19 protein-coding genes are annotated in these 20,602 nt (G+C 60.2%); 8 read left to right on the forward strand and 11 right to left on the reverse strand.

Annotated elements, in window-relative coordinates:
* Positions 1-247 precede the first annotated feature (247 nt).
* The 3 genes from FYJ43_RS11710 to FYJ43_RS11720 all read right to left on the reverse strand — a co-directional run bounded on the left by FYJ43_RS11710 (position 248) and on the right by FYJ43_RS11720 (position 3,714).
* The gene (locus FYJ43_RS11710; RefSeq protein WP_326833626.1) at positions 248-1,231 is read right to left on the reverse strand and encodes an amidohydrolase family protein; all 984 of its coding nucleotides are present in this window, start codon (positions 1,229-1,231) and stop codon (positions 248-250) included.
* Complete coding sequence (gene ychF, locus FYJ43_RS11715) at positions 1,228-2,319, reverse strand: redox-regulated ATPase YchF (RefSeq protein ID WP_326833627.1); 1,092 nt, start codon at positions 2,317-2,319, stop codon at positions 1,228-1,230. Before ychF ends, FYJ43_RS11710 begins: the two co-directional genes overlap by 4 nt.
* A gap of 108 nt (positions 2,320-2,427) precedes the next feature.
* Positions 2,428-3,714, reverse strand: a complete 1,287-nt coding sequence (locus FYJ43_RS11720) for a M18 family aminopeptidase (protein WP_154565088.1) — start codon at positions 3,712-3,714, stop codon at positions 2,428-2,430.
* 78 nt (positions 3,715-3,792) lie between these two features.
* On the opposite strand from FYJ43_RS11720, the gene rmuC reads away from it, so the two are divergent.
* Positions 3,793-4,995, forward strand: a complete 1,203-nt coding sequence (gene rmuC / locus FYJ43_RS11725; RefSeq protein WP_154565090.1) for a DNA recombination protein RmuC — start codon at positions 3,793-3,795, stop codon at positions 4,993-4,995.
* 15 nt (positions 4,996-5,010) lie between these two features.
* Here the strand turns inward: rmuC and FYJ43_RS11730 are convergent, their stop codons facing one another.
* Positions 5,011-5,982, reverse strand: coding sequence for a 4-hydroxy-3-methylbut-2-enyl diphosphate reductase (locus tag FYJ43_RS11730; RefSeq protein ID WP_154565092.1), 972 nt, complete (start codon positions 5,980-5,982; stop codon positions 5,011-5,013).
* A 149-nt stretch (positions 5,983-6,131) separates the two neighbouring features.
* Here FYJ43_RS11730 and FYJ43_RS11735 point away from each other — a divergent pair, with 149 nt between their 5' ends.
* From FYJ43_RS11735 to FYJ43_RS11745, 3 genes are all read left to right on the forward strand, one after another.
* Complete coding sequence (locus tag FYJ43_RS11735; RefSeq protein WP_326833628.1) at positions 6,132-8,930, forward strand: bifunctional YncE family protein/alkaline phosphatase family protein; 2,799 nt, start codon at positions 6,132-6,134, stop codon at positions 8,928-8,930.
* A 71-nt stretch (positions 8,931-9,001) separates the two neighbouring features.
* Positions 9,002-10,249, forward strand: coding sequence for an exodeoxyribonuclease VII large subunit (gene xseA / locus FYJ43_RS11740; protein WP_154565094.1), 1,248 nt, complete (start codon positions 9,002-9,004; stop codon positions 10,247-10,249).
* Positions 10,246-10,482, forward strand: coding sequence for an exodeoxyribonuclease VII small subunit (locus tag FYJ43_RS11745; protein WP_154565096.1), 237 nt, complete (start codon positions 10,246-10,248; stop codon positions 10,480-10,482). The genes xseA and FYJ43_RS11745 overlap by 4 nt, the downstream gene beginning before the upstream one ends.
* Positions 10,483-10,500: 18 nt before the next feature.
* Here FYJ43_RS11745 and FYJ43_RS11750 read toward each other — a convergent pair whose 3' ends face one another.
* From FYJ43_RS11750 to trhA, 3 genes are all read right to left on the reverse strand, one after another.
* A complete protein-coding gene (locus FYJ43_RS11750; RefSeq protein WP_154565184.1) occupies positions 10,501-11,016 on the reverse strand; it encodes a DUF4245 domain-containing protein in 516 nt (171 codons plus the stop codon).
* 79 nt (positions 11,017-11,095) lie between these two features.
* Positions 11,096-12,475, reverse strand: a complete 1,380-nt coding sequence (locus FYJ43_RS11755; protein ID WP_154565098.1) for a PhoH family protein — start codon at positions 12,473-12,475, stop codon at positions 11,096-11,098.
* A gap of 116 nt (positions 12,476-12,591) precedes the next feature.
* Positions 12,592-13,263, reverse strand: coding sequence for a PAQR family membrane homeostasis protein TrhA (gene trhA / locus FYJ43_RS11760; protein ID WP_154565100.1), 672 nt, complete (start codon positions 13,261-13,263; stop codon positions 12,592-12,594).
* Positions 13,264-13,407: 144 nt separating this feature from the next.
* On the opposite strand from trhA, the gene FYJ43_RS11765 reads away from it, so the two are divergent.
* Positions 13,408-14,229, forward strand: a complete 822-nt coding sequence (locus FYJ43_RS11765) for an isoprenyl transferase (RefSeq protein ID WP_154565102.1) — start codon at positions 13,408-13,410, stop codon at positions 14,227-14,229.
* Positions 14,230-14,248: 19 nt separating this feature from the next.
* Here the strand turns inward: FYJ43_RS11765 and FYJ43_RS11770 are convergent, their stop codons facing one another.
* Together FYJ43_RS11770 and FYJ43_RS11775 are read right to left on the reverse strand one after the other, a co-directional pair.
* Positions 14,249-16,264: a thioredoxin domain-containing protein gene (locus FYJ43_RS11770; protein WP_154565104.1), complete on the reverse strand. Its 2,016-nt coding sequence runs from the start codon at positions 16,262-16,264 to the stop codon at positions 14,249-14,251.
* A gap of 47 nt (positions 16,265-16,311) precedes the next feature.
* Entirely contained in the window at positions 16,312-16,512 is a 201-nt protein-coding gene (locus tag FYJ43_RS11775) for a GNAT family acetyltransferase (RefSeq protein WP_154565106.1), read from the reverse strand.
* Positions 16,513-16,538: 26 nt separating this feature from the next.
* On the opposite strand from FYJ43_RS11775, the gene FYJ43_RS11780 reads away from it, so the two are divergent.
* Together FYJ43_RS11780 and greA are read left to right on the forward strand one after the other, a co-directional pair.
* Positions 16,539-16,970: a DUF4307 domain-containing protein gene (locus FYJ43_RS11780; protein WP_154565108.1), complete on the forward strand. Its 432-nt coding sequence runs from the start codon at positions 16,539-16,541 to the stop codon at positions 16,968-16,970.
* Positions 16,971-16,991: 21 nt separating this feature from the next.
* A complete protein-coding gene (gene greA, locus FYJ43_RS11785) occupies positions 16,992-17,498 on the forward strand; it encodes a transcription elongation factor GreA (RefSeq protein ID WP_154565110.1) in 507 nt (168 codons plus the stop codon).
* A gap of 78 nt (positions 17,499-17,576) precedes the next feature.
* Here greA and FYJ43_RS12385 read toward each other — a convergent pair whose 3' ends face one another.
* The gene (locus FYJ43_RS12385; RefSeq protein ID WP_154565112.1) at positions 17,577-18,551 is read right to left on the reverse strand and encodes a DUF4097 family beta strand repeat-containing protein; all 975 of its coding nucleotides are present in this window, start codon (positions 18,549-18,551) and stop codon (positions 17,577-17,579) included.
* Positions 18,552-18,588: 37 nt separating this feature from the next.
* A complete protein-coding gene (locus tag FYJ43_RS11795; RefSeq protein WP_195839995.1) occupies positions 18,589-19,689 on the reverse strand; it encodes an AI-2E family transporter in 1,101 nt (366 codons plus the stop codon).
* Between the two features lie 189 nt (positions 19,690-19,878).
* Between FYJ43_RS11795 and FYJ43_RS11800 the strand changes: the two genes are divergently transcribed.
* Entirely contained in the window at positions 19,879-20,595 is a 717-nt protein-coding gene (locus tag FYJ43_RS11800) for a uracil-DNA glycosylase (RefSeq protein WP_154565114.1), read from the forward strand.
* Positions 20,596-20,602 lie beyond the last annotated feature (7 nt).

Raw genomic sequence — 20,602 nt, forward strand, 5'->3', positions numbered from 1 at the left:
CCAGGCCGCGCCTGTCATGGTTGGATGAGCGGCACTTAGACCTCGCCGCTAATGCCACCGGCATAGCCCGACTCATCGCCAGCCTCAGAACTCATTCGCGAGCCCAAGCGCTGCAGTCCGCGAGGTGGGTACTGACGGTCAGGTTAGATCAGACACCACCGTCTTATCAATACCGATCAATCCCCTATCCTCCCAACGCAGGAAGGGCGAAATACGGGCTATACCGAAATCGAGCTAAGGCCGATCTTCAGCGAGGCAAAAGCTCACCATAGAGCTGCTCAGCGTTCCGGCGCAACACGTTGTCGATGACCTCGGCACCGACGCTTAAGTCGGCAAGGTCGTTGATGTAGGTTACAGCGCGGGTGTACTTGGCATCCTGGAAATACGGGAAGTCAGAGCCCATCATGACGTGGCCATCGCCGTAGACCTCCAGCGCAAGACGCAGACTGGGAGTGAAAAAGTTGGCGGCGTCAAACCACATCCGCCGCAGGCTCTCACGTGGCGAGCGAGCAAACGAACCCCAGTCGTCATAGTTGTCCTCCAGACGCTGCGCAAGGAACGGCAGGTCGCCGCCCAGATGCGCAATGTGGAAGCGAATGTGCGAGTGCCGGTCGGGCACGTCAGCCTTGAGCAACTGCAATGTGGCGATGGCATCTTCCATCGGTGCGCCATTGACCCAGATCAGACCGTGGTCGGCGATGGATGCCGCTCCGGCTGCGAGGCCAGCCGGGTGCAGGTAGACGATCGCGCGACGACGGTCGAGTTCGGCGAATATTGGCTCTAGTGCGGGATCGGCCAAGGACCCGTCGGCACCGACGAAGGTGTTGAGAGCGACCGACCGGAATCCCAGCTCGTCGAACGCACGGGCGATCTCGTCCAACGATCCGGCGACGTGCGGCAGGGGCAAGGTGGCGTGTGCAATGAAACGGTCAGGATGACGCGCGACGAGTGCAGCGTAGGCATCATTGATGTAACGGGCTGCGGAAGAGGCATCGTCAGCATTGTCAAGGACAGGCACCTGCGGTGTGGCGGACAGCACCTGCACGCGCACGCCGGCAGCATCCATCATGGCCAGGCGCCGGGAAATGTCGGCCTCGTCGTCTCCGGCGTGCAGGCCCCGGGCGATCCGCGTAGTAGCTGGGTCGGTGCCAAGCTCCTCCAGCAGATCGAGCCAGTGGTCGGGATAGACATGGGCATGCGTGTCAATGACAGCGGTCATCGTGGCACTCACTTCTTTCCACCAGACGTCAGACCCGTCCTGAACTCGACCACGTCACCGTCTTGCATGACGTAGTCCTTGCCTTCGAGCCGCAACCTGCCGGCTGCCTGGGCCTCTTTTTCGCCACCAAATTCGACAAGGTCATCAAAGGACACCACCTGGGCTTTAATAAACCCCTTCTGAAAGTCGGTGTGAATGACGCCAGCAGCCTGCGGAGCGGTGTCTCCCTTATGAATCGTCCACGCGCGGGATTCCTTCTCCCCCGCGGTCAAGAAGGTTTGCAAACCGAGAGTGTCAAAGCCGACACGGGCCAGCTTGTCAAGGCCGGGCTCGTCGATTCCGGCGTCAGCCAGGAACTCGGCGGCCTCTTCAGGCTCCATCTCGGCTAATTCTGCTTCAAATTCAGCATCCAAGAAAATCGCCTCGGCGGGGGCGACGAGGTCGGCCATTCGCGTCATGAAATCGCCATCAACCAACTGGTCCTGATCACAGTTGAAGACGTAGATGAAGGGCTTGCTCGTCAGCAGGAATAGGTCGTGCAACGGCTCGGGGTCCAGCCCGGCCGAGAAGATCGTCCTGCCCTCTTCGAGCACTGCTTTAGCCTGCTCCCAGGCCTCAGCCTTGGGACGAGACTCTTTCTTGATCGCGGCTTCCTTTTGCAGCTTAGGGAGCTGCTTCTCCATAGTCTGCAAGTCGGCCAGGACGAGCTCTGTGGTGATGGTCTCAATGTCGTCGGAGGGATCGACGTGACCGTTGACATGGGTCACGTCGTCGTCGGCAAAGCACCTCGTCACCTGGCAGATAGCGTCGGCCTCACGAATGTTAGAGAGGAACTCGTTGCCCATCCCCTCACCCTTGCTGGCGCCCTTGACGATTCCAGCAATGTCGACGAAAGACACTGTCGCAGGAATGGTCTTCGCAGAATGGTACATCTGCGTCAACACCTCAAGGCGCTTGTCCGGCACCCCAACCACGCCAACATTCGGCTCGATGGTCGCGAAGGGGTAGTTCGCCGCCAAGACGTCATTCTTGGTCAGCGCGTTGAACAGAGTCGACTTGCCGGCATTGGGAAGACCGACGATTCCAATCGTAAGTGCCACGGTTGGCCACTCTACCGTTCCGCGCCCAACTCACCCCAACGCTCTATAGGGAAACGGTGGAGGCAGTTCATGCCGACCGATGCGCCTGAGACATGCCTGTGAATCGGCTCAAGCTCCAGCCCAGTAGGCCCCCAACGCCTTGGATAGGTACACAAGGTCAGCCGTACCGGCAAGTTCACGTGTGGAATGCATCGACATCAGCGGCACACCGACGTCAACTGTCAACATGCCGAGCCTCGTCGCCGTCAGCGGGCCGATCGTAGAGCCGCATGGCACTGAATTATTCGATACGAAGTCCTGGGTTGGCACTCCGGCTGCGGCGCACGCGCGCTGCCACAAAGCCCCGCCCACCCCATCAGTGGCATAGCGCTGGTTAGCATTGATCTTGAGCAGCGGCCCCTCGTTGAGCAGCGGGTGATTCGCCGGGTCAAATTTCTCTACGTAATTGGGATGCACGCCATGCCCAGCATCCGACGACACGCATGAGGACCTGGCAATCATTGCTCGGTATGCCGCGCCGGTCATCCCGAGTCCTTCAGCAATGCGCACCAAGATGTCTTCGAGGAACGGCCCACAGGCTCCCGACCTTGTCGCCGAGCCAACCTCCTCATGATCGAAACATGCCATAACCGCCACGTCGTCCGTCGGCTTGACGTCAACAAATGCCGCTACCGAGGAATGAACCGACGAGAGATTGTCCATGCGCTGGCTGGCCAGGAATTCCCCGTAGGGGCCGATGACGGCCGGAGGCTGAGTCAGATAGGCGAAAATGTCGTGGAAAGCCAGGTCCTTACGCTCGATCCCTGCCGCCTCACACAGCAGGTCCTCGACGTCAAGGTTCGGTCTCCCCACTGAGAGAATAGGCATGAGATGACGCTGGCGATCCAGCTTGAGGTCCTCGTTGACGGTGCGATCCAGATGCGGCGCAAGCTGGCTGATGCGCAAAATCGGACCGGTTCGCACCAAGTGAATCTGCCCGTCACGAGTAACTAGTCGCCCAGACAGGCCGAGATCACGATCGAGCCAGGAGTTTAATAGGCCACCGCCGTAGACCTCCATGCCAACCTGCTGCCAGCCCTGATTGGTAACAGTAGCGTTTGGTTTGAGCTTGAAAGACGGAGAGTCGGTATGGGACCCAACGATCCTCACCCCCAGCTGTGAGGTCACCACGTCCGGGGTGATCCAGGCGATGACAGCCCCGTCCCGCACCACGTAGCGGCGTCCCTCAACTGACGGCCACGCGTCAGTTTCCTCGAGACACTGGAACCCGGCCTGCTCCAGGCGCCGCGCCACCTCCGCCGCAGCATGGTACGAAGTGGGAGACGCCTCCACGAAGGAGATGATGTCGCGGACGTGATCCGCCGTCGGAACGCACATGTCAGCCATGCCGACCATTCAACCATCACCGGCTGTTCCAGACGACGGAACACCACTCGTACCCAACATGTCGGCCCTTGCTGGGATTCTCATGGCATGACGAATCTCGTGGTTGGGCTCATTGGGCTCATCATCGGTGTGGCCCTGGGATGGCTTTTCGCGCAGTTACGCGCCTCCCAGCGCGTCACCGAAGCCACCTCTGCGGCACGCATCGCCACTGAACGGCTGGAGGCGGCCGAGAAAATCGCTACCGATCGTGACGCGCTGGCCACTCAATTCAAGGCACTGTCGGCTCAAACCATGGCTGACCAGGACGAGCGCGCTGCCCGGTCGGCCCAGCGGACCATAAGCGACGCCCAGCGATTACTAGCGCCGGTATCTCTCGCGTTAGAGCGATTGGACCGACGTCTAGCCGAAGTCGAACATGAGCGAACCGCTATGACGGCGAGTTTGCGTCAACAGGTCGCCGAGGTAAGCACTGCCGGGGAGAGCCTGCGCAAGGAGACTGCCAGCCTCGTCACCGCCCTGCGCAAGCCTCATGTCCGGGGAGCGTGGGGCGAGATGCAATTGCAACGTACCGCCGAAGTTGCCGGAATGCTTGACCACTGTGATTTCCAAACTCAACAAACCACCACGGCCCAAGGAACCCCACAACGACCAGATATGACGGTGAAACTCTCCGGTGGACGGTGCATTCATGTCGATGCCAAAACCCCGCTGGCCGCATTTCTCGATGCCGCGCAGTGTGACGACGCTGACGAGTACGACGCCCAGATGGCTCGCTTCGCCCGTCATGTTCGCACCCACATCGATCAGCTATCGGCCAAGGGGTACTGGCGCACCGACCTCGATTCCCCCGAATTCGTGGTGTGCTTCCTACCCTCCGATGCTCTACTTCAGGCGGCGCTACAGGAGATGCCCGACCTTCATGAGTACGCCAATCGACGCGGGATCGTGGTAGCTAGCCCGTCAGTCCTTATTCCGATGCTACGCACAGTCGCCCTAGCGTGGCGTCAGGAGGCTGTCGCGAGATCTGCGGCGGACGTCGCGGCGCTCGGACGCGACCTTCACAAGCGCCTTGGAACCCTCGCGAGCAACCTCGACAAGATGGGACGGTCCCTGACCTCAACGGTGCGCGCATACAACTCAGCTATAGGCGGCCTAGAGACGAGAGTCCTCGTTCAAGCCCGACGTTTCGAAGATCTCGAGGTCACCACCGACACCCTCGCGTCCCCAACTCCGGTAGACGATGCGGTGCGCCCCCTCACCTCTCCGGAACTCACTGAGGATGAGCCTTAAGCGAACCCTCAAACATCAACTCGTCGTGGTGCGACGCTTTCGCAGTTGCGGGGGCAGGGCGAAGGACAACGATTCTTCAATGATGGTCTCTTCCTCAGCCTGTGGCCAGCCCTTCGAGGCGAGCAGGTCGAGCACCCCCTGGACGAGGGTCTCTGGCACCGACGCCCCCGAGGTCACACCAATACTCGAGACGCCGTCGAGCCAAGCCTCCTCAATTTCCCGGGCGTTATCGACGCGGTAAGAAGCCTTAGCCCCCGACTCGAGGGCGACCTCCACCAAACGGCCCGTGTTCGATGAGTTCTTCGATCCCACCACGATAACGAGATCACACTTGGGAGCCATCTGCTTGACAGCATGCTGCCTGTTCTGGGTCGCGTAGCAGATGTCGTCAGAAGGTGGGTCAATAAGCTGAGGATACAGTTCGCGAATCCGATCGACGGTTTCTACCGTCTCGTCGACGCTGAGTGTCGTTTGGGACAACCATGCCACGGAACGGTCACGATCCAAGGTAAGTCCATCGACATCCTCAGGAGTCTGCACCAGAGTGATGTTTTCGGGAGCCTCACCAGTCGTCCCTTCTACCTCCTCGTGGCCAGCATGACCGATGAGAAGGATCTGGGTGTCCTGGTTAGCGAACCTTTTGGCTTCATGATGCACCTTCGTCACTAACGGGCAGGTTGCATCAATGGTGCGAAGGCCACGATCTGAGGCTTCTTGTTTCACTTGCGGGGACACGCCATGGGCCGAAAACACGACAAGCGCGTCATCGGGCACTTCGTCGAGTTCGTCGACGAAAATCGCGCCCCGCTCCTCCAAGGTCTCAACGACGTGGCGGTTGTGAACAATCTGCTTGCGCACATATACCGGCGCACCGTATGCCTCTAGCGCCTTCTCGACGGTCACCACCGCGCGATCAACGCCTGCGCAGTATCCACGCGGCGCAGCCAGGTACAGCTTCTTTTCCGTGCTCGCCCCCGAAACAGCCATGTCTTCGAGTCTACGGGTAGGTTGACCTCTGGCGAACCCACGCAGGTTCGCCCGCCGAAGACCCGCACCACGTCCGTTCACCCAAAGTTCCCTGAAGGTGCATCCGTCACGCCACTCAGCTGCCCCGCCCACTTTCTAAGTTCGGGGCTATGAATGCTCCCGCCAACGCACACGTATCTAGACGGTTGCGTCGAGGTCTTGCCTCAGCGTGTGCCGCTGTTACCGCAATATCAACACTGTGCCCAGCTCATGCAGCTCCGCCACCCGAACAGGGCGGACCACTGTCCAGTTCTACCGGCCGCACCACCGTCGGTCAGTTGCTGACGCCGGCCGGTAAGCTCACCACCCTTGGTGACCTTCCGCTCAATGAGGCCCTGTCCCCCGATGGTAAATACCTTGTCGTCAGCAATGATGGCCAAGGAACTCAGTCCCTGCAGGTCATAGAAACCGCCACTAGCAAGGTCGTCCAAACCATCCCTTATACGTCTCCCGAGAGCCTGTACATGGGGTTGGCTTTCAGCCCTGACGGCAAGCACCTATATGCCAGCGCCGCCGGTAACCATAAGATCCGCACGTACCATTTCGACTGCGGCAAGCTCGTGGAAACTACCGCCATTCAGATGCCGGTCGTCAGCCCGAAGCGCAAGAAGGTTAATTTGTACCCGGCTGGGCTCACGGTCACCAAGGACAGCAAGCGGCTCGTCGTGGCAGACCAGCTTGCCGACGCCGTCTCCGTCATTGACCTGGCCACCAATAAAGTTCAGACGACACATATCGGACACCGCCCCGTCTGGGTAACCCTCTCCAAAGACTCCACGAAAGCATTCGTCTCTTCCCAAGGTGGTGCTGACGTCGCCGAGGTCGACATCACTGGCTCCCAGCCAATGGCCACGCACAAGATCACCGTGGGTTTCCACCCCAACAAATCGGTGTTGACTCCCGATGGCAAGACCCTCTACGTCGCCAACGGGGACGCCGACACCATCTCGGTCGTCGATACCGCATCCCATCGCCAAACAGCCACGATCCCGGTCAACCGCGACGGTTCCACATTGGTCGGCGCCAACCCTACTGCTCTCGCCCTTTCTGACGACGGCAAGCGCCTCTACGTCACTAACTCGGGCCACAACGAGGTTGCCGTCATTAACACAGCGACTCGCAAGGTTGCCGGGGACATCCCGACGGGCTGGTACCCAACCCAGGTCCTCAGCCACGATGGCAAGCTGAGTGTCATTTCAGCGAAGGGGCTCGGTGCCGGGCCTAACAACGGGCCTGGTCACCCGAATCCAACTGACCCGCATAGCACTGCCGAGAACCAGTACTCCGGATCCATGATCAAGGGCATACTCTCCACCGTCAACGAGCCCGACCCGGGCACTCTTGCCACGCAGACCGCCACCGTCGTGAGGAATAACACCGCCAACGATCCCGTCCGCAGCAGCGCCGTCCCCAACCGTATCGGCACCAGGTCGAGCAAGATCAAGCACGTCATCTACATCGTGCGCGAAAACCGCACCTTCGATCAGGAGCTGGGCTCCAACGGACGCGGTAACGCTGATCCTTCCCTCAACCTCTTCGGCGACGAATCGGCCCCCAATACCCGTGCGCTAGCCCGCCAATTCACGACCTTCGACAACTTCTATGCCGATGCCGAAGTCTCGGCCAACGGCTGGAACTGGGTCTCGCAAGCCAACTCAAATCCGTGGTCAGAAGAGATGTGGCCGTCAAACTACTCAGGTCGCGGTGCACCATATCCAGCCGAAAATAACGACCCAGAATCCCGCGCGAAAGAACACGACTCATATTTCTGGGAACACTTATCAAAAAACAACATCAGTTTCCGGAATTACGGCTTTTACACTGAACTCGACAAGAATGGCAAAGCCCATGGGGCTGACAAGAAAATCCTTGATCCGAATACCGATCATAACTTCATAGGGTGGACCTTAGACTGCCCGGATTCTGCTCATTCCTTCGCGCCGATGGCCACAAACTGTGGACCGAAGTCCCGTGTCGATGAGTGGAAGTCCGACTTCAGGGAACGGGTCGCGAAGGGAAGCGTACCGACGGTCCAGTTCGTTCGTCTCGGTAACGACCACACCCAGGCCACCAAGGCCGGTGTCCCGACGCCGCAGGCTTACGTTGCAGACAATGATCAGGCCATCGGCCAGCTCGTCGAGACAGTGTCCCATTCTCCCATCTGGAAAGACACTGCGATCTTCATTACTGAAGATGATGCCCAGAATGGCCCCGACCACGTCGACGCCCACCGTACTATCGGGGAGATCATTAGCCCATACACCCGCACTGGCGGCGTCGATTCCACCTTCTATTCAACCGTATCGATGCTGCACACTATGGAGGGCATCCTTGGTATAGGGCCGCTGACTCAGTTTGACGCTTTCTCTACCCCAATGTCTGCGGCGTTCACCGACAAGCCCAACCTGACCCCCTACCAGGCGGCACGCCCGTCCTACGACATGAAGACGCGCAACACTTCTAAGTCCCCAATGGCGAAGGAATCGGGTAAGCAGGACACCACGAAGGAAGATGGCATCGACGAGCAGGTCTTCAACAAGGCCATCTGGAAGGCCGTGAAGGGGGCCCAATCCACAATGCCTGAACCAAAGCACTCGGTGATTCAGTCCGGCCCTGTGCTGGCCTACGACGATGATGACGACGAGGGCGGTGAGCTCAAGCCTGGAGACGCCGACCTGGACGAACTAGGAACCTACTCCAAAGATGCCAAGGGCTTTCCGGTGTGGGCTCCCGACAGGGACGCCAAGCGGTTTGATCCATCACACAGCGTCGACCCCTGCACCCCCACACCGAAGCCAACCACGTCGAAGCCAACCACACCGAAGCCAACCGTCCCAAGCGCCGTCACGACGAGTCGCGGCTCCCAGCAAGGTAAGACCCACCCAGGCCTTCCTCGCACTGGAGCGTAATCGCGAGTCTTGGGCCGCCACTACTCTTGTGGCGGCCCTGTCATGTCGGCACTATCGGCTAGCGTTGCCTCATGGCCGAGCCGAGTACCGCCGACAATCCGCGCTCACTTGCGTGGGTCGTCAATGCTGTCAAAGGGTGGGTGGAACGCTGCGGTGCCGTCTGGGTGCAAGCCCAGGTCATTGAGGTCGCCAGGCGCTCCGGCCCAACACAGTTCCTCACGTTGCGCGACCCCACCGAAGAAATCTCAGCTAGCGGCACATGCCACCGTCGCGTCCTTGACGCCGCTGGACCAATCGAGTCTGGAATGACGGTTACCGCCCTCATCCGACCAACAGTGTGGTCACGCACCGGCAAGCTTTCCTTTGAAATCTCCGAGATCACCCCGACCGGAGAAGGCCAGCTCCTCGCCCAGCTAGAACGACGCAGGCGCCTGCTCGAAGCCGAGGGGCTCTTCGACGTCACCCTCCATAAGCCGATTCCCGTTCTGCCGCGCGGCATCGGACTCATCACAGGGGCTGGCTCCGATGCTGAGCGCGACGTTCAGCGTCATGCCACGTTGCGCTGGCCCGCCGCCCGATTCGTCATCCGTAACACCCTGGTGCAAGGACCGATGGCGGCCCATCAGCTCATCGCCGCCCTTGCCGGCCTTGACGCAGACCCTACGGTTGACGTCATCGTCATCGCCCGGGGAGGTGGGTCGCTAGAGGACCTCCTCCCCTTCAGCGACGAAGCCCTAGTCAGAGCGGTTTACGCCACTCGGACACCCGTCGTATCAGCCATCGGCCATGAACGAGACAATCCGATTCTCGATCTCGTCGCAGACCTGCGCGCATCGACACCCACCGACGCCGGCAAGCTGATCGTCCCGGACGCCGCTGAAGAATCCCAAGCTGTCACGATAGCCAGAACGCGGCTTCGCCAAAGCGTCACACGGTTCATCGACGTCGAGATGACCCACCTTGCTCACATCCGTTCACGCCCGGTCATGGTCAATCCGGCAGCGACCCTCGATATTGCGGTGGAAAAACTCGACTCTACGTTGCAGCGTCTGCGTCTTGCGACGAATCGTGCCCTGGACGCCGAGAGCCGCGATGTCAGCCACATGTTAGAGCGCGTGCGAGCAATGTCGCCCAAGGCCACCTTGGATCGCGGCTACGCCATCCTCGCCGATTCTGACGGCGGCTCCATTACGTCAGTCGATGACACTGATACAGGCGCAAACCTTTCAGTCTACCTATCTGACGGTACTCTCGGCGTCACCGTCAATTCCCTCGATCGTCGTACGCCAAACCAACCCACGCCCCAGGAGGACTCATGAGCGACACCATCCCTGATGCGGTTTCTGAAGAGCCGGACATCCCTTACGAGGCTGCCCGCGACGAGCTCGTCGGAATCGTCACTCGACTCGAATCTGGCGGGATCTCCTTGGCCGAGACTATGACGTTGTGGGAGCGCGGCGAGAAGCTAGCCGATATCTGCCAATCCTGGCTCGCCGGGGCACGAGCCCGCATCGACGCAGCCCGATCCGACGTCGATGCTTCGCAGTCCTGACGTTGAGCGGTCGAAAAATCAGGACGTCGTCAGCATCTGCGCAAAGTCGGTGAGTACCGGATACTCTGCATCTGCGACGATCACCGCCGTTGAGGAGCCAATTGTCGTCGTTAGGGCGCGGGTGCGACCATCCGGACTGACCATCTTCACCCAGGTGTATCGACCGACTGTGACTTTGCCGTCCTCTGTAGCCGATCTCGTCACGGCTGCCACAAACGCCCGACGAGGTTCGTCGGACTGATTCACCGCTAGGTAAACGTTCTGGCTTGTCAAGAATCCCAACTCCCAGCGGTTTCCCGCAGAGATGGTGTTGCCAACCCAACGATCTCCTCTGTTGGCATATCGGGCCTTCGTCGGTCGCCAATCCTCTGGAACCACCGCCGGAGCCAACACCGGGTATCGCGCATGGGACCGTGCCGAAGCCGTCATCGACGTCCAATCGACCTGCTGGATGTTGGGCTCGTCGGGGGTTCTGGTAAAGAACCACACGATGAGCAACACCGGGATGAGAATGACCGCCAAGGACAAAAACATGTCCTTGACACCGGCTCTGGAATTGCGTGGCACCTCTCGATTGTTGCAGATGCAGCCCTCGCCGTCGCCTCAGACGATTTCAGGCAACCATGTCCTCCATCATTGATGTCACCAAAGCCGCGATCGGGGACCGCTCCGAGCGAGTCAAGGTGACATGCCCAAACAGGTCGTGGCCTCGCAGCCTCTCGACGACCGCTGCCACCCCGTCATAACGACCAACGCGTAGGTTGTCACGTTGGGCGACGTCGTGGGTAAGCACCACTCGCGAATTCTGGCCAATTCGAGAAAGCACCGTGAGCAACACGTTGCGTTCCAGAGACTGAGCTTCATCGACGATGACGAAGGCGTCGTGCAGCGACCGACCTCGGATGTGTGTCAGTGGCAAAATCTCAAGCATCCCCCGAGACATCACCTCTTCGATGACGTAGTTATTCGTCACGCTGGTAAGGGTGTCGAGGACCGCTTGCCCCCACGGGGCCATCTTTTCCCCCTCGTCGCCGGGCAAGTAGCCCAAATCTTGGCCACCAACAGCGTAGAGCGGGCGAAAGACCATGACCTTTTTGTGGAGCTGACGCTCCATCACTGCCTCAAGGCCTGCGCATAGGGCGAGGGCCGATTTTCCTGTTCCAGCTCGCCCTCCCATCGAGACGATTCCGACCTGGGGGTCGAGCAACATGTCGAGTGCCACTCGCTGTTCAGCAGAACGGCCACGGATCCCGAACGCTTCCTGATCGTTGGGGATAAGACGGGCAGACGCATCGGGCATCCGCCGAGCCAACGCTGTTCCATTCGGGCCCTCCAATACCAATCCGGCGTGCACCGGGATTTCATCAAAAACCGAGTCGACGACGCTCCCTTCCTCATAAAGAGTCGAGATCATCTCATCGGGCACATCGAGGTTCACCATGCCGGTCCACCCACTACCGGGGACGAGCTCGTGGCGGTATTCCTCGGCTTCCAGGCCAATCGCCGACGCTTTGACGCGCAGCGGCAAGTCCTTCGTCACCAACACGACTGAGTGCCCAGCGAGTCGGTAATTTTGCGCAACGGCCAGGATACGAGTGTCGTTATCCCCCAGCCGAAAACCATCGGGCAGACACGTCGGGTCCGAATGATTGAGCTCGACGAGCAGCACGCCTCCCTCGTCATTGACCGGCACTGGCCCGACGAGGCCGCCATTGTCGAGTCTCAACCGGTCGAGGATGCGCAGCGCCGCACGGGCAAAGTGCCCCAGCTCGGGGTGATGGCGCTTACCCTCCAGCTCGGTAATGACGACGATCGGCACAACCACCTCATGCTCGGCAAAATTGAGCAGAGCGCGGGGGTCAGACAGCAGCACCGAGGTGTCGATGACGTAGGTTCGCCTCCCCTCGGGTGCCTCCGGAATCGGGCTGTGGGCTCGTTCGGAGCCTTCTGGACGGACGGACACGAATACCTCCCGTGACATGAGAGGTCGCATCGAGGAAGGAAACGTCGTCGAGGCGTCGAAAGCGGCCCCTCTGACATCAAATGTAGAGGCCGTGCGGTGGCGTCGAAGCGACCTCTTCTCCCATTCGCCCAGAGTTCACCCGCTGGTCAGATGACGGCAAGTCCGATGGCAACAGCGTGACAGATCGCCGCCACCGCCGTGCAGCTGTGAAAGACCTCGTGGAATCCAAACCAGGTAGGCGATGGGTTTGGCCGCTGGCGGGCGTAGGCGACTGCTCCGACGGTATAGAACACCCCGCCGACGAGTATCAGGATGACGACCGCTGGCCCGCCAGCGCGCCAGAACTGGGGAAGCCACCACAGCGCCGTCCATCCCATGACGATGTAAAGCACTGTCGAGGCCCATCGCGGCACCCCGTTCCACACGAATCGGAACGCCACCCCTAACAGCGCGCAAACCCAAATTATCGACAACAACATCACGCGGGACGCGCCGGTGGTTAGGCCAGCTGCCAGGGGGGTGTACGTGCCGGCAATAAACACTGCAATGTTGGCGTGATCGACGCGCCGCAAGACGTCCTTAACTTTCGCGCGCCACGGCACTCGGTGGTAGATAGCCGAGTTTCCGAACAACTCCAAGCCAGTCAGCATCCAGATCCCGACGGCAAATCGGTTTCCCCACGTCGGCGTGGCAATCATGAGGCCAACCCCAGCTAACAACATCAGCGGGGCCATGACGGTATGCACCCAGCCACGCAGCCGCGGTTTGGGGAGCCGTGAACCACGATCCGTGGCCTTTCTGCTGAACCCGGTCGTCATAGGTCGTCCTCCCCTCGCTACCGCAAAACCTACGGTTCGGTAGGTTTGCGAATCCAGCCTACCGTGCCCTGTATTCACGACGCGATTTCACCTCATAGCGCGGGCTATCGAACGATTCTGTCTAGCACTGACTACTCTGGACCTATGAGCAGCCTGGACCACCGCTTGTCGAAGGTCAGCGAGACCCTCGACCGTATGCATCCGTCCGGCCTGTTGTACACCACCTACGAGGCACGTCTCCTTGACCAACTAGATCGCAGCCGTCTACCTCAACACGTCGCAGTCCTAGCTGACGGTAACCGTCGCTGGGCCCGACTCAATGCTCCAGGAGAGCCCTTGGTGGCCGGTTATGAGGCGGGAGCCGACCGCCTCAGGGAGTTTTGTACCTGGTGCGATGCCGTCGGCATCCCGATCATCACCCTGTGGGTGCTGTCGACCGACAATCTGCAGCGCGCCGAAACTGGCGAGCTCGGACCGCTCCTCAAGGTCATTGAATCCCTCGTCGACTCGTTAGCAACCAATTCACGGTGGCGGGTCCAGGCTGTTGGGGACCTTGACCTTCTTCCTAAGGATATGGCCGAGTCGCTATGCCGGGCCGATCGCACCTCGGCCAGGCACGTCGGCATGCATATCAATGTTGCAGTGGCTTACGGCGGCCGTCATGAGCTGCGTGACGCCGTCCGTTCCCTACTGGCCGAAGAAGCAGAAAAGGGCACCAGCCTGGCCGAATTAGCCCAAACACTAGAAATCGACCAGATCGGGGACCATCTGTATACCCGTGGCCAGCCCGACCCCGACCTCATTATTCGCACCTCAGGAGAGCAGCGCCTATCCGGGTTCCTTATGTGGCAAAGCGCCCACTCAGAATTCTACTTTTGCGAAGCGTTGTGGCCCGATTTTCGTAAGGTCGATTTCCTGCGAGCGCTACGCTCTTTTACCCAGCGGGAGCGGCGCTACGGTCGCTGATCCCGCTGGGGGCACCGTTTTAGACTCGTCGCCAGAGCGGTTCTTTAAGGTCTAAATAGTCACTGACCGGCTCAAAACACACCGTGCCACGGCACACCCAACAGGTCGGTTGGCCATCCCGCGGGGTACGCCCGTAAAACCAGGTGCCAAAATCAGCGCCTCCGTCGACCCGACGCATAATCGCCGACCCCGCCGGAGCCATACGCCACGCAGCCGCGGCCAGGTCACCAGGCTCATCGGTGGTATCCGCTATGACGATTCCAGCCGGCTTGAGACCGCGACGAGCTTCGTCTGCGATGAGGAAGTCTGCCAGGCCCCAACCGGCAAATCGCGGCGTCGCAGCTACCACGGGCAGGAGAGCTGCGGAGGCTCGGTCGGCACGCTCGACGAAGTCGGCACGTTCAGCCATCAGGCCCACTCGGCGCAGGGCCATCACCATGACGGCAGTTGGGCTGGGACAAGCGTCGTCGGTGAGTGTATGGGCGGGCACCGTGAGCAAGGGTGAATCCTCAGCATCGAGAAAACTACCGTCGGCAGCGCTAAAGCGGGTCACGGCCTGGTCAACTATGTCAACGGCGCGCTGCAGCCACACCGACTCTCCCGTCGCACCGGCCAAACCAGCAAAGGACAACCCAATCCAGGCGTAGTCTTCGCACACTGCAGAAGTTCCCGGACGATCATGGAACGATGTGCGCAACAACTCACCGTCATTCCAATGCGCCGTCCACAACGAGTCAGCCACGTCTCTGGCCTGTTGCACCCACGACCACTCGCGCAGGATCATGCCGGCCTCGACGAGACCGTCAACGAGCATGGCATTCCACGCGGTGACCGCTTTCTCATCACGAGCCGGGGCACTGCGACGGCCTCGCGCGTCGAGCAGGATGTCCATGTCTGCGTTTACGCGCTCCCATTCGACGCGCCCCCGCAGCTGAAGAGTGCCCAGACCGTCGTCATCAAGGGGTTCAAGATGCACGAGCGGGCGCAACCATTCGGCTTCGTCAGAGCCTAGGGCGTCAGTAATGACATCCTGATTCCACAGGTAATAAATGCCCTCACGCGTGTGCCCAGCAGCATCATCAGAGTCGGCGTCTAAGCCTGCGGCATACAAGCCGTTTGGCAACCGCATCTCCCGGTTGAGCCATCCGACGGTACGACGAGCAGCGTGGGAGTACAGATCACGGCGATCAGGGTCATGGTCGGCAGTGCGACGCCAACAGCGCGCCATCGTTCCTAGTAACAGAACATTATCGTAAAGCATTTTCTCGAAGTGCGGCACCACCCATTGGGAGTCAGTCGAGTAACGGTGAAACCCGCCACCGACGTGGTCGAAGATGCCGCCTCGGACCAAATGCTCGCAGGTGTTTTGAGCCATGTCGAGGCTGGTTGGGTCGCCCTTAACGAGCAAGGCATCAATCAGCGTCGCATTGGGGAATTTCGTCGGCCCTCCGAATCCGCCGTGAACGATGTCGTAGTCAGTTCCGACGGCGTCGATGAGCTCACCGGCAATCGGCCTGGCGACGTCAGGTGCCTTCCCGACGGGGCGCAGGTGCTCGACAATCGCTTCTGCAGAGGACACCACCTCATCGCGACGCTCTCGCCACGCCCCGCCGAGGGCTTCGACGAGCTCGACAAACCCCGGAAGTCCGCCACGACGCACCGGCGGAAAATAGGTGCCAGCGAAGAATGGCTTGCCCTGAGGAGTCAGGAACACGGTGTTGGGCCAGCCTCCTTGCCCGGTCATTGCCAGGGTTACCTGCATCAACGCCGCGTCAACCTCGGGATGCTCCTCGCGATCGACCTTGACGGAGACAACGTTGGCGTTGATGACCTCGGCCACCTCAGGATCCGAAAAGGACTCTAGGGCCATGACGTGGCACCAGTGGCAGCTCGAGTACCCTACCGAAACCATGACGGGCACATCCCGACGATGTGCCTCGTCAAACGCTTCCTTTCCCCACGGGAACCAATCAACGGGGTTCGCAGCGTGCTGGATGAGATACGGGCTAGTGGACTCGCCAAGGTGGTTGGGCATAGTAGCCAGCCTACGAGGACAACCCCGTCCTCGGCCACCGGCTCAATTCATCGGCTCTTAAGACCGTTATTGGCGTCCTCTCCATGCCCCTCTTTGAGGGCAGGGCCGCAGGGAACCTCATCGAAGTCGATACCGCGAATGTTGCGGCGAATGCTAATCCACGCGACGACGCCAAAGACAGCCAAAACGAGGCAGCACAAGAAGTTGGCGAGGCCGGTACTCACGAGTTGGGCTGCAAGAACTGTCATGCCGTCAGCTTACGCCCTAAGGCAGAATGGGCCACGTGCCAACCCCAAGCCATGATCCCTCCCTCAACGATGCAGCTCGTGAGCGCATCGCGAACCGTTACCCCAAGCCTCGCCGAGCACCGTGGATCATTCTCAACATCGTGCTCGCGGCAATCCTTATCGGGTGGACGGTGTGGGCGGGGCTCTATCACGCCGACCAACCGATCCGTGCCAGCTTGCACGGCTACCAGGCGGTCTCCGATACCCGCGTCGACGTCACCATCAATCTTCACCGCCCCGACCCATCCGTCGCAGGCTCGTGCACCCTGGTTGCCACCGGGGCCGACCATGTCCGCGTCGGAGAGACGACGGTAACCTTCCCGGCAAGCGCCTCAAAGGATGAAACTATCCACACCAGTGTCAAAACGTTTTCCCGCGCTGTCACCGCTGAGCTCCAGAAGTGTGGACCGATGAGGTGACTGTCGCGGTAAGATAATCGAATGCCTGAGTCTGAAGATACTGTGTGGCTGACCCAAGAGGCTTTCGACAAGCTCACCCAGGAGCTGGAGTACCTCAAAGGCGAAGGCCGCACCGTTATAGCCAACAAGATTGCCGACGCCCGTTCGGAGGGCGACCTGTCTGAAAACGGCGGCTATCACGCTGCCCGGGAGGAGCAAGGACAAGCCGAGGCCCGCATCCGTCAACTCGAGCAGATGCTGCGCAACGCTGAAGTGGGTGAGGCTCCGTCCTCCTCCGATGAGGTCGTGCCGGGGTCCAAGGTAACGGTCTGCTACTTCGACGACCCGTCCGATACCGACACTTTCCTGCTCGGATCGCGCCAGGTGATGGGCCTTGACGATTCCGTCGACATCTCCGTGTATTCGCCGCAATCTCCCCTTGGAGGTGCCATTTTGGGCCATTCGAAAGGCGAGTCAACCGAGTACAAGGCCCCCAATGGCAAGACGATTAAGGTGACGATCCTTGACGTCGAGCCATTCGAAGAGTGACGCTCATCGCCGCATCGTTCATCATGGTGAGGGCAGGGTGCTGAACACCCTGCCCTCACAGTGTTCTGCCGAGTATCCTCACATCGCGCGGACAGCAATCCGCCCAACTAAGCAGGAAAGGTCGAGGCGGGCAGACCCGTTGCCCACCACGTACTCGTCAACCTCGCCGCCTTCAGGCCACGAGATCATGCCAGTCTGTGCCTTGCCTCGCACTGACACGTTGGAAGCACCTGCCAGCCTGATGCTGAGATTTCCCGATTCGACGCGGATTTGGGAACGCCCGGTATCGATGCATCCGGTAATGCTGGCATTTCCGGCCTGAAAGAGTCCATCCTCAATCTGATGTACTCCGTCGATCTCGGTAACGCCAGCAGTAACACGCACCCGCCCGAACTTCTCGATCCCGCTGGCGCGCAGCGAGCCACCAGACAGTTCGATATCGACAGGAAGGTCAGGGTGTACCCGGACCGTCACTTCACGGCCAAGGCCCAGATCCTTCACCCCATCCATATCGGTCGGGAGACGGAATCGCTTGAGAACGCCGAAGTCGGGAGCCAGATGCCCGTCAATCCCGACCTCGATGATCCGTCCAATGCGCCGACGAGTGTGCTTGCCCTCGATCTGCACACCCGACAATGATCGGTCCCCAACCAGTCGAATGCGACGACCACTACAGTTAATTCGAATTGCGTCCACATCCGTCGCCGCATCGACGTTTTTCTCCGGATCGTCTCCTCCACTGGCTCGACGCGGCCCCGGCGACATCGTCGAAGCGACCGTTTCCCCCACAGTCTCTGCCATGCCAGACACGACACGCCATGCGGACCGAAGCCCTTCCCTCGCCTCTGGCGGAATCGTAAACCCACCCAGCGGACCGCTCTGAGATTCGGATGTTTCGTCCTCAGTAGCCCGGTGTCGAGGGCCCGGTCCATCATCGGGGCCGCTCGTAGTTCCCTGTGCTTGTCCGGCGGCGGCGATACGGCGGTTCGCCTCGGCAGTGTCAATCCTCCCGGCAGCAAGGTCCTCGAGGATGGCGGTGATGTCAGCGCTCATAGCATCAACTTTACGGGAGGTTCCAACACGTCAATGATCACGTATGCTCAGCAGCCAGGTCATCGTGGTCAGGCGGAAGCTCGCTCGCCGGGGTCTCCGGATTCAAGGCTTTAATGAAAGCCACTCCAAATGCGACGATCGGGATGGCGAATAGAGCACCGACGATACCGGAGATGATGGCGCCGACAGCGATGCCGAGCAGCACGATGAGCGGATGGATGGAAACGGCCTTACCTAGCAGGAAGGGCTGTAGGACGTGTCCTTCGATCTGCATGACGGCGACGAAGACGATAAGCATGATGACGGCCTTGAAGAAGCCAAGGGTCACCAGCACCACACCGACGGCGACGACACCCGCTGTCAACGCACCAACAATGGGGACGAAGGCCAAGATAAAGGTCAGAGCGCCGATCGCTACTGACATTGACGACCCGATAATGGCGGCACCGATCCCAGCGCCCAGACCGTCAACAAATGCGACAATGACCGCAGCGCGCACATAGGCGACCAGCGCAACCCAGCCGCGCTTCGCGGCGTCAAGGATCTTGCCGCGGTGCTCGCGCGGGACGAGGATCGCTGACTTCTCGGCCAATTTGTCGCCTTCGTAAACGAAAAAGAACGTTGCAAATAGCGCCATGACAAGGCCGGCGCCAAACCGCCCAATCTGGGTGCCAGCTGCCGCTGCGGCCGAGGCGATGCGCCCCTGGGACCCTGACATGGCTGCTTCAGCCTTGTGCATGAGGTCATTGAGCTGAGCCTCATTAGTGTGTAGCGGGCTCTGGGACAGCCACCGCAGAGCCTGTTGAAAACTGGCGACGCTTTGGTTGCCCAACTCACGCCACTGCATGGCAATTTGGGCCCCAACAAGGGTAAATATCCCGCCAACGACGATAATAAGGAGCAATAAGCAGATACCCGAAGCGATGCCACGATGGATGTGATGCCGCGACAACCAATTTGCGAGCGGCCACATAGCGGCCGTAAGCATGATCGCCACCGCTACTGGTACAGACACCTCAGAGGCTGCGTGGAGAACTTGGTAGAGGCCATAAACGAAGGCCGCAATGATGAGTATCCGCCAGCACCAGCCGGCAGCGGTGCGCAGGCCACTGGGGACGTCCTCGACGGGAGCCGACATTGGCTGGCGCGTCGTCTGAGCAACCTCGGAATTAGAGGTAGGGGTAACCGTGTCATCGTCAACTCCACTGCGCGAGGACGCCAGCGGCGGTGTGGGGGTCTTCCTACCCGAGTTAAAGAACTTCATGGGTCCCTTCCGGAATAGTGTGACGGAGCTGGGGCTCCAGGTGATCACAGGGTAGCGTCATGCATGTTATCCGTATGTTTTCTCCTGGAGGCCACCGTGGTTGCTCGTCCACTTGCTGAACTCGTCGCACCGGATTGGGCAGAAGCATTAGCAGGTGTAGAACCCCGGATCCACGATATGGGCATGTTTCTGCGAGCAGAAACGGCTGCTGGTCGAGGATTTTTGCCTCATGGTGACCGTATTCTGCGTGCCTTCTCACGCCCGATGGCTGACGTCCGCGTGCTTATCGTCGGTCAGGATCCCTACCCGACCCCCGGGCATCCGGTAGGTCTGAGCTTTTCAGTGGAGCGAGACGTCCGACCGCTACCACGGTCGTTGCAAAACATCTACGCCGAGTTGCAGTCAGACCTCGGTATCGCACCGTGTGAGCACGGTGATCTCACCGACTGGTTTGAGCAAGGAGTGCTGCTGTTGAACCGGTGCCTGACTGTCCAGCCGGGGCGGCCAGCCTCTCACCGAGGCAAGGGATGGGAAGAGGTCACCCAGACGGCAATCGAGGCTCTGGTAGCTCGTGGCGGTCCACTCGTCGCGATCTTGTGGGGACGCGACGCGCAATCCCTCCAGCCCATGCTGGGCGACGTTCCTATTGTGAAATCCTCGCACCCGTCCCCAATGTCAGCCCGATACGGTTTCTTCGGGTCCCGGCCCTTCAGCCGCACGAATGAGTTACTTGTACAGCAAGGGGCCAACCCCATCAACTGGGATTTAACGTCTCAGTGATCCGGGC

The sequence above is a fragment of the Cutibacterium porci genome, assembly GCF_009696315.1.
Taxonomy (GTDB): Bacteria; Actinomycetota; Actinomycetes; order Propionibacteriales; family Propionibacteriaceae; genus Cutibacterium; species Cutibacterium porci.

Coding starts and splice junctions, on each gene's coding strand:
- FYJ43_RS11720 (WP_154565088.1), bottom strand. CDS start 3,714: ATGGTCGGCATGGCTGACATGTGCGTTCCGACGGCGGATCACGTCCGC.
- rmuC (WP_154565090.1), top strand. CDS start 3,793: ATGACGAATCTCGTGGTTGGGCTCATTGGGCTCATCATCGGTGTGGCC.
- FYJ43_RS11730 (WP_154565092.1), bottom strand. CDS start 5,982: ATGGCTGTTTCGGGGGCGAGCACGGAAAAGAAGCTGTACCTGGCTGCG.
- FYJ43_RS11735 (WP_326833628.1), top strand. CDS start 6,132: ATGAATGCTCCCGCCAACGCACACGTATCTAGACGGTTGCGTCGAGGT.
- xseA (WP_154565094.1), top strand. CDS start 9,002: ATGGCCGAGCCGAGTACCGCCGACAATCCGCGCTCACTTGCGTGGGTC.
- FYJ43_RS11745 (WP_154565096.1), top strand. CDS start 10,246: ATGAGCGACACCATCCCTGATGCGGTTTCTGAAGAGCCGGACATCCCT.
- FYJ43_RS11750 (WP_154565184.1), bottom strand. CDS start 11,016: ATGTTTTTGTCCTTGGCGGTCATTCTCATCCCGGTGTTGCTCATCGTG.
- FYJ43_RS11755 (WP_154565098.1), bottom strand. CDS start 12,475: ATGCGACCTCTCATGTCACGGGAGGTATTCGTGTCCGTCCGTCCAGAA.
- trhA (WP_154565100.1), bottom strand. CDS start 13,263: ATGACGACCGGGTTCAGCAGAAAGGCCACGGATCGTGGTTCACGGCTC.
- FYJ43_RS11765 (WP_154565102.1), top strand. CDS start 13,408: ATGAGCAGCCTGGACCACCGCTTGTCGAAGGTCAGCGAGACCCTCGAC.
- FYJ43_RS11770 (WP_154565104.1), bottom strand. CDS start 16,264: ATGCCCAACCACCTTGGCGAGTCCACTAGCCCGTATCTCATCCAGCAC.
- FYJ43_RS11775 (WP_154565106.1), bottom strand. CDS start 16,512: ATGACAGTTCTTGCAGCCCAACTCGTGAGTACCGGCCTCGCCAACTTC.
- FYJ43_RS11780 (WP_154565108.1), top strand. CDS start 16,539: ATGGGCCACGTGCCAACCCCAAGCCATGATCCCTCCCTCAACGATGCA.
- greA (WP_154565110.1), top strand. CDS start 16,992: ATGCCTGAGTCTGAAGATACTGTGTGGCTGACCCAAGAGGCTTTCGAC.
- FYJ43_RS12385 (WP_154565112.1), bottom strand. CDS start 18,551: ATGAGCGCTGACATCACCGCCATCCTCGAGGACCTTGCTGCCGGGAGG.
- FYJ43_RS11795 (WP_195839995.1), bottom strand. CDS start 19,689: ATGTCGGCTCCCGTCGAGGACGTCCCCAGTGGCCTGCGCACCGCTGCC.
- FYJ43_RS11800 (WP_154565114.1), top strand. CDS start 19,879: ATGTTATCCGTATGTTTTCTCCTGGAGGCCACCGTGGTTGCTCGTCCA.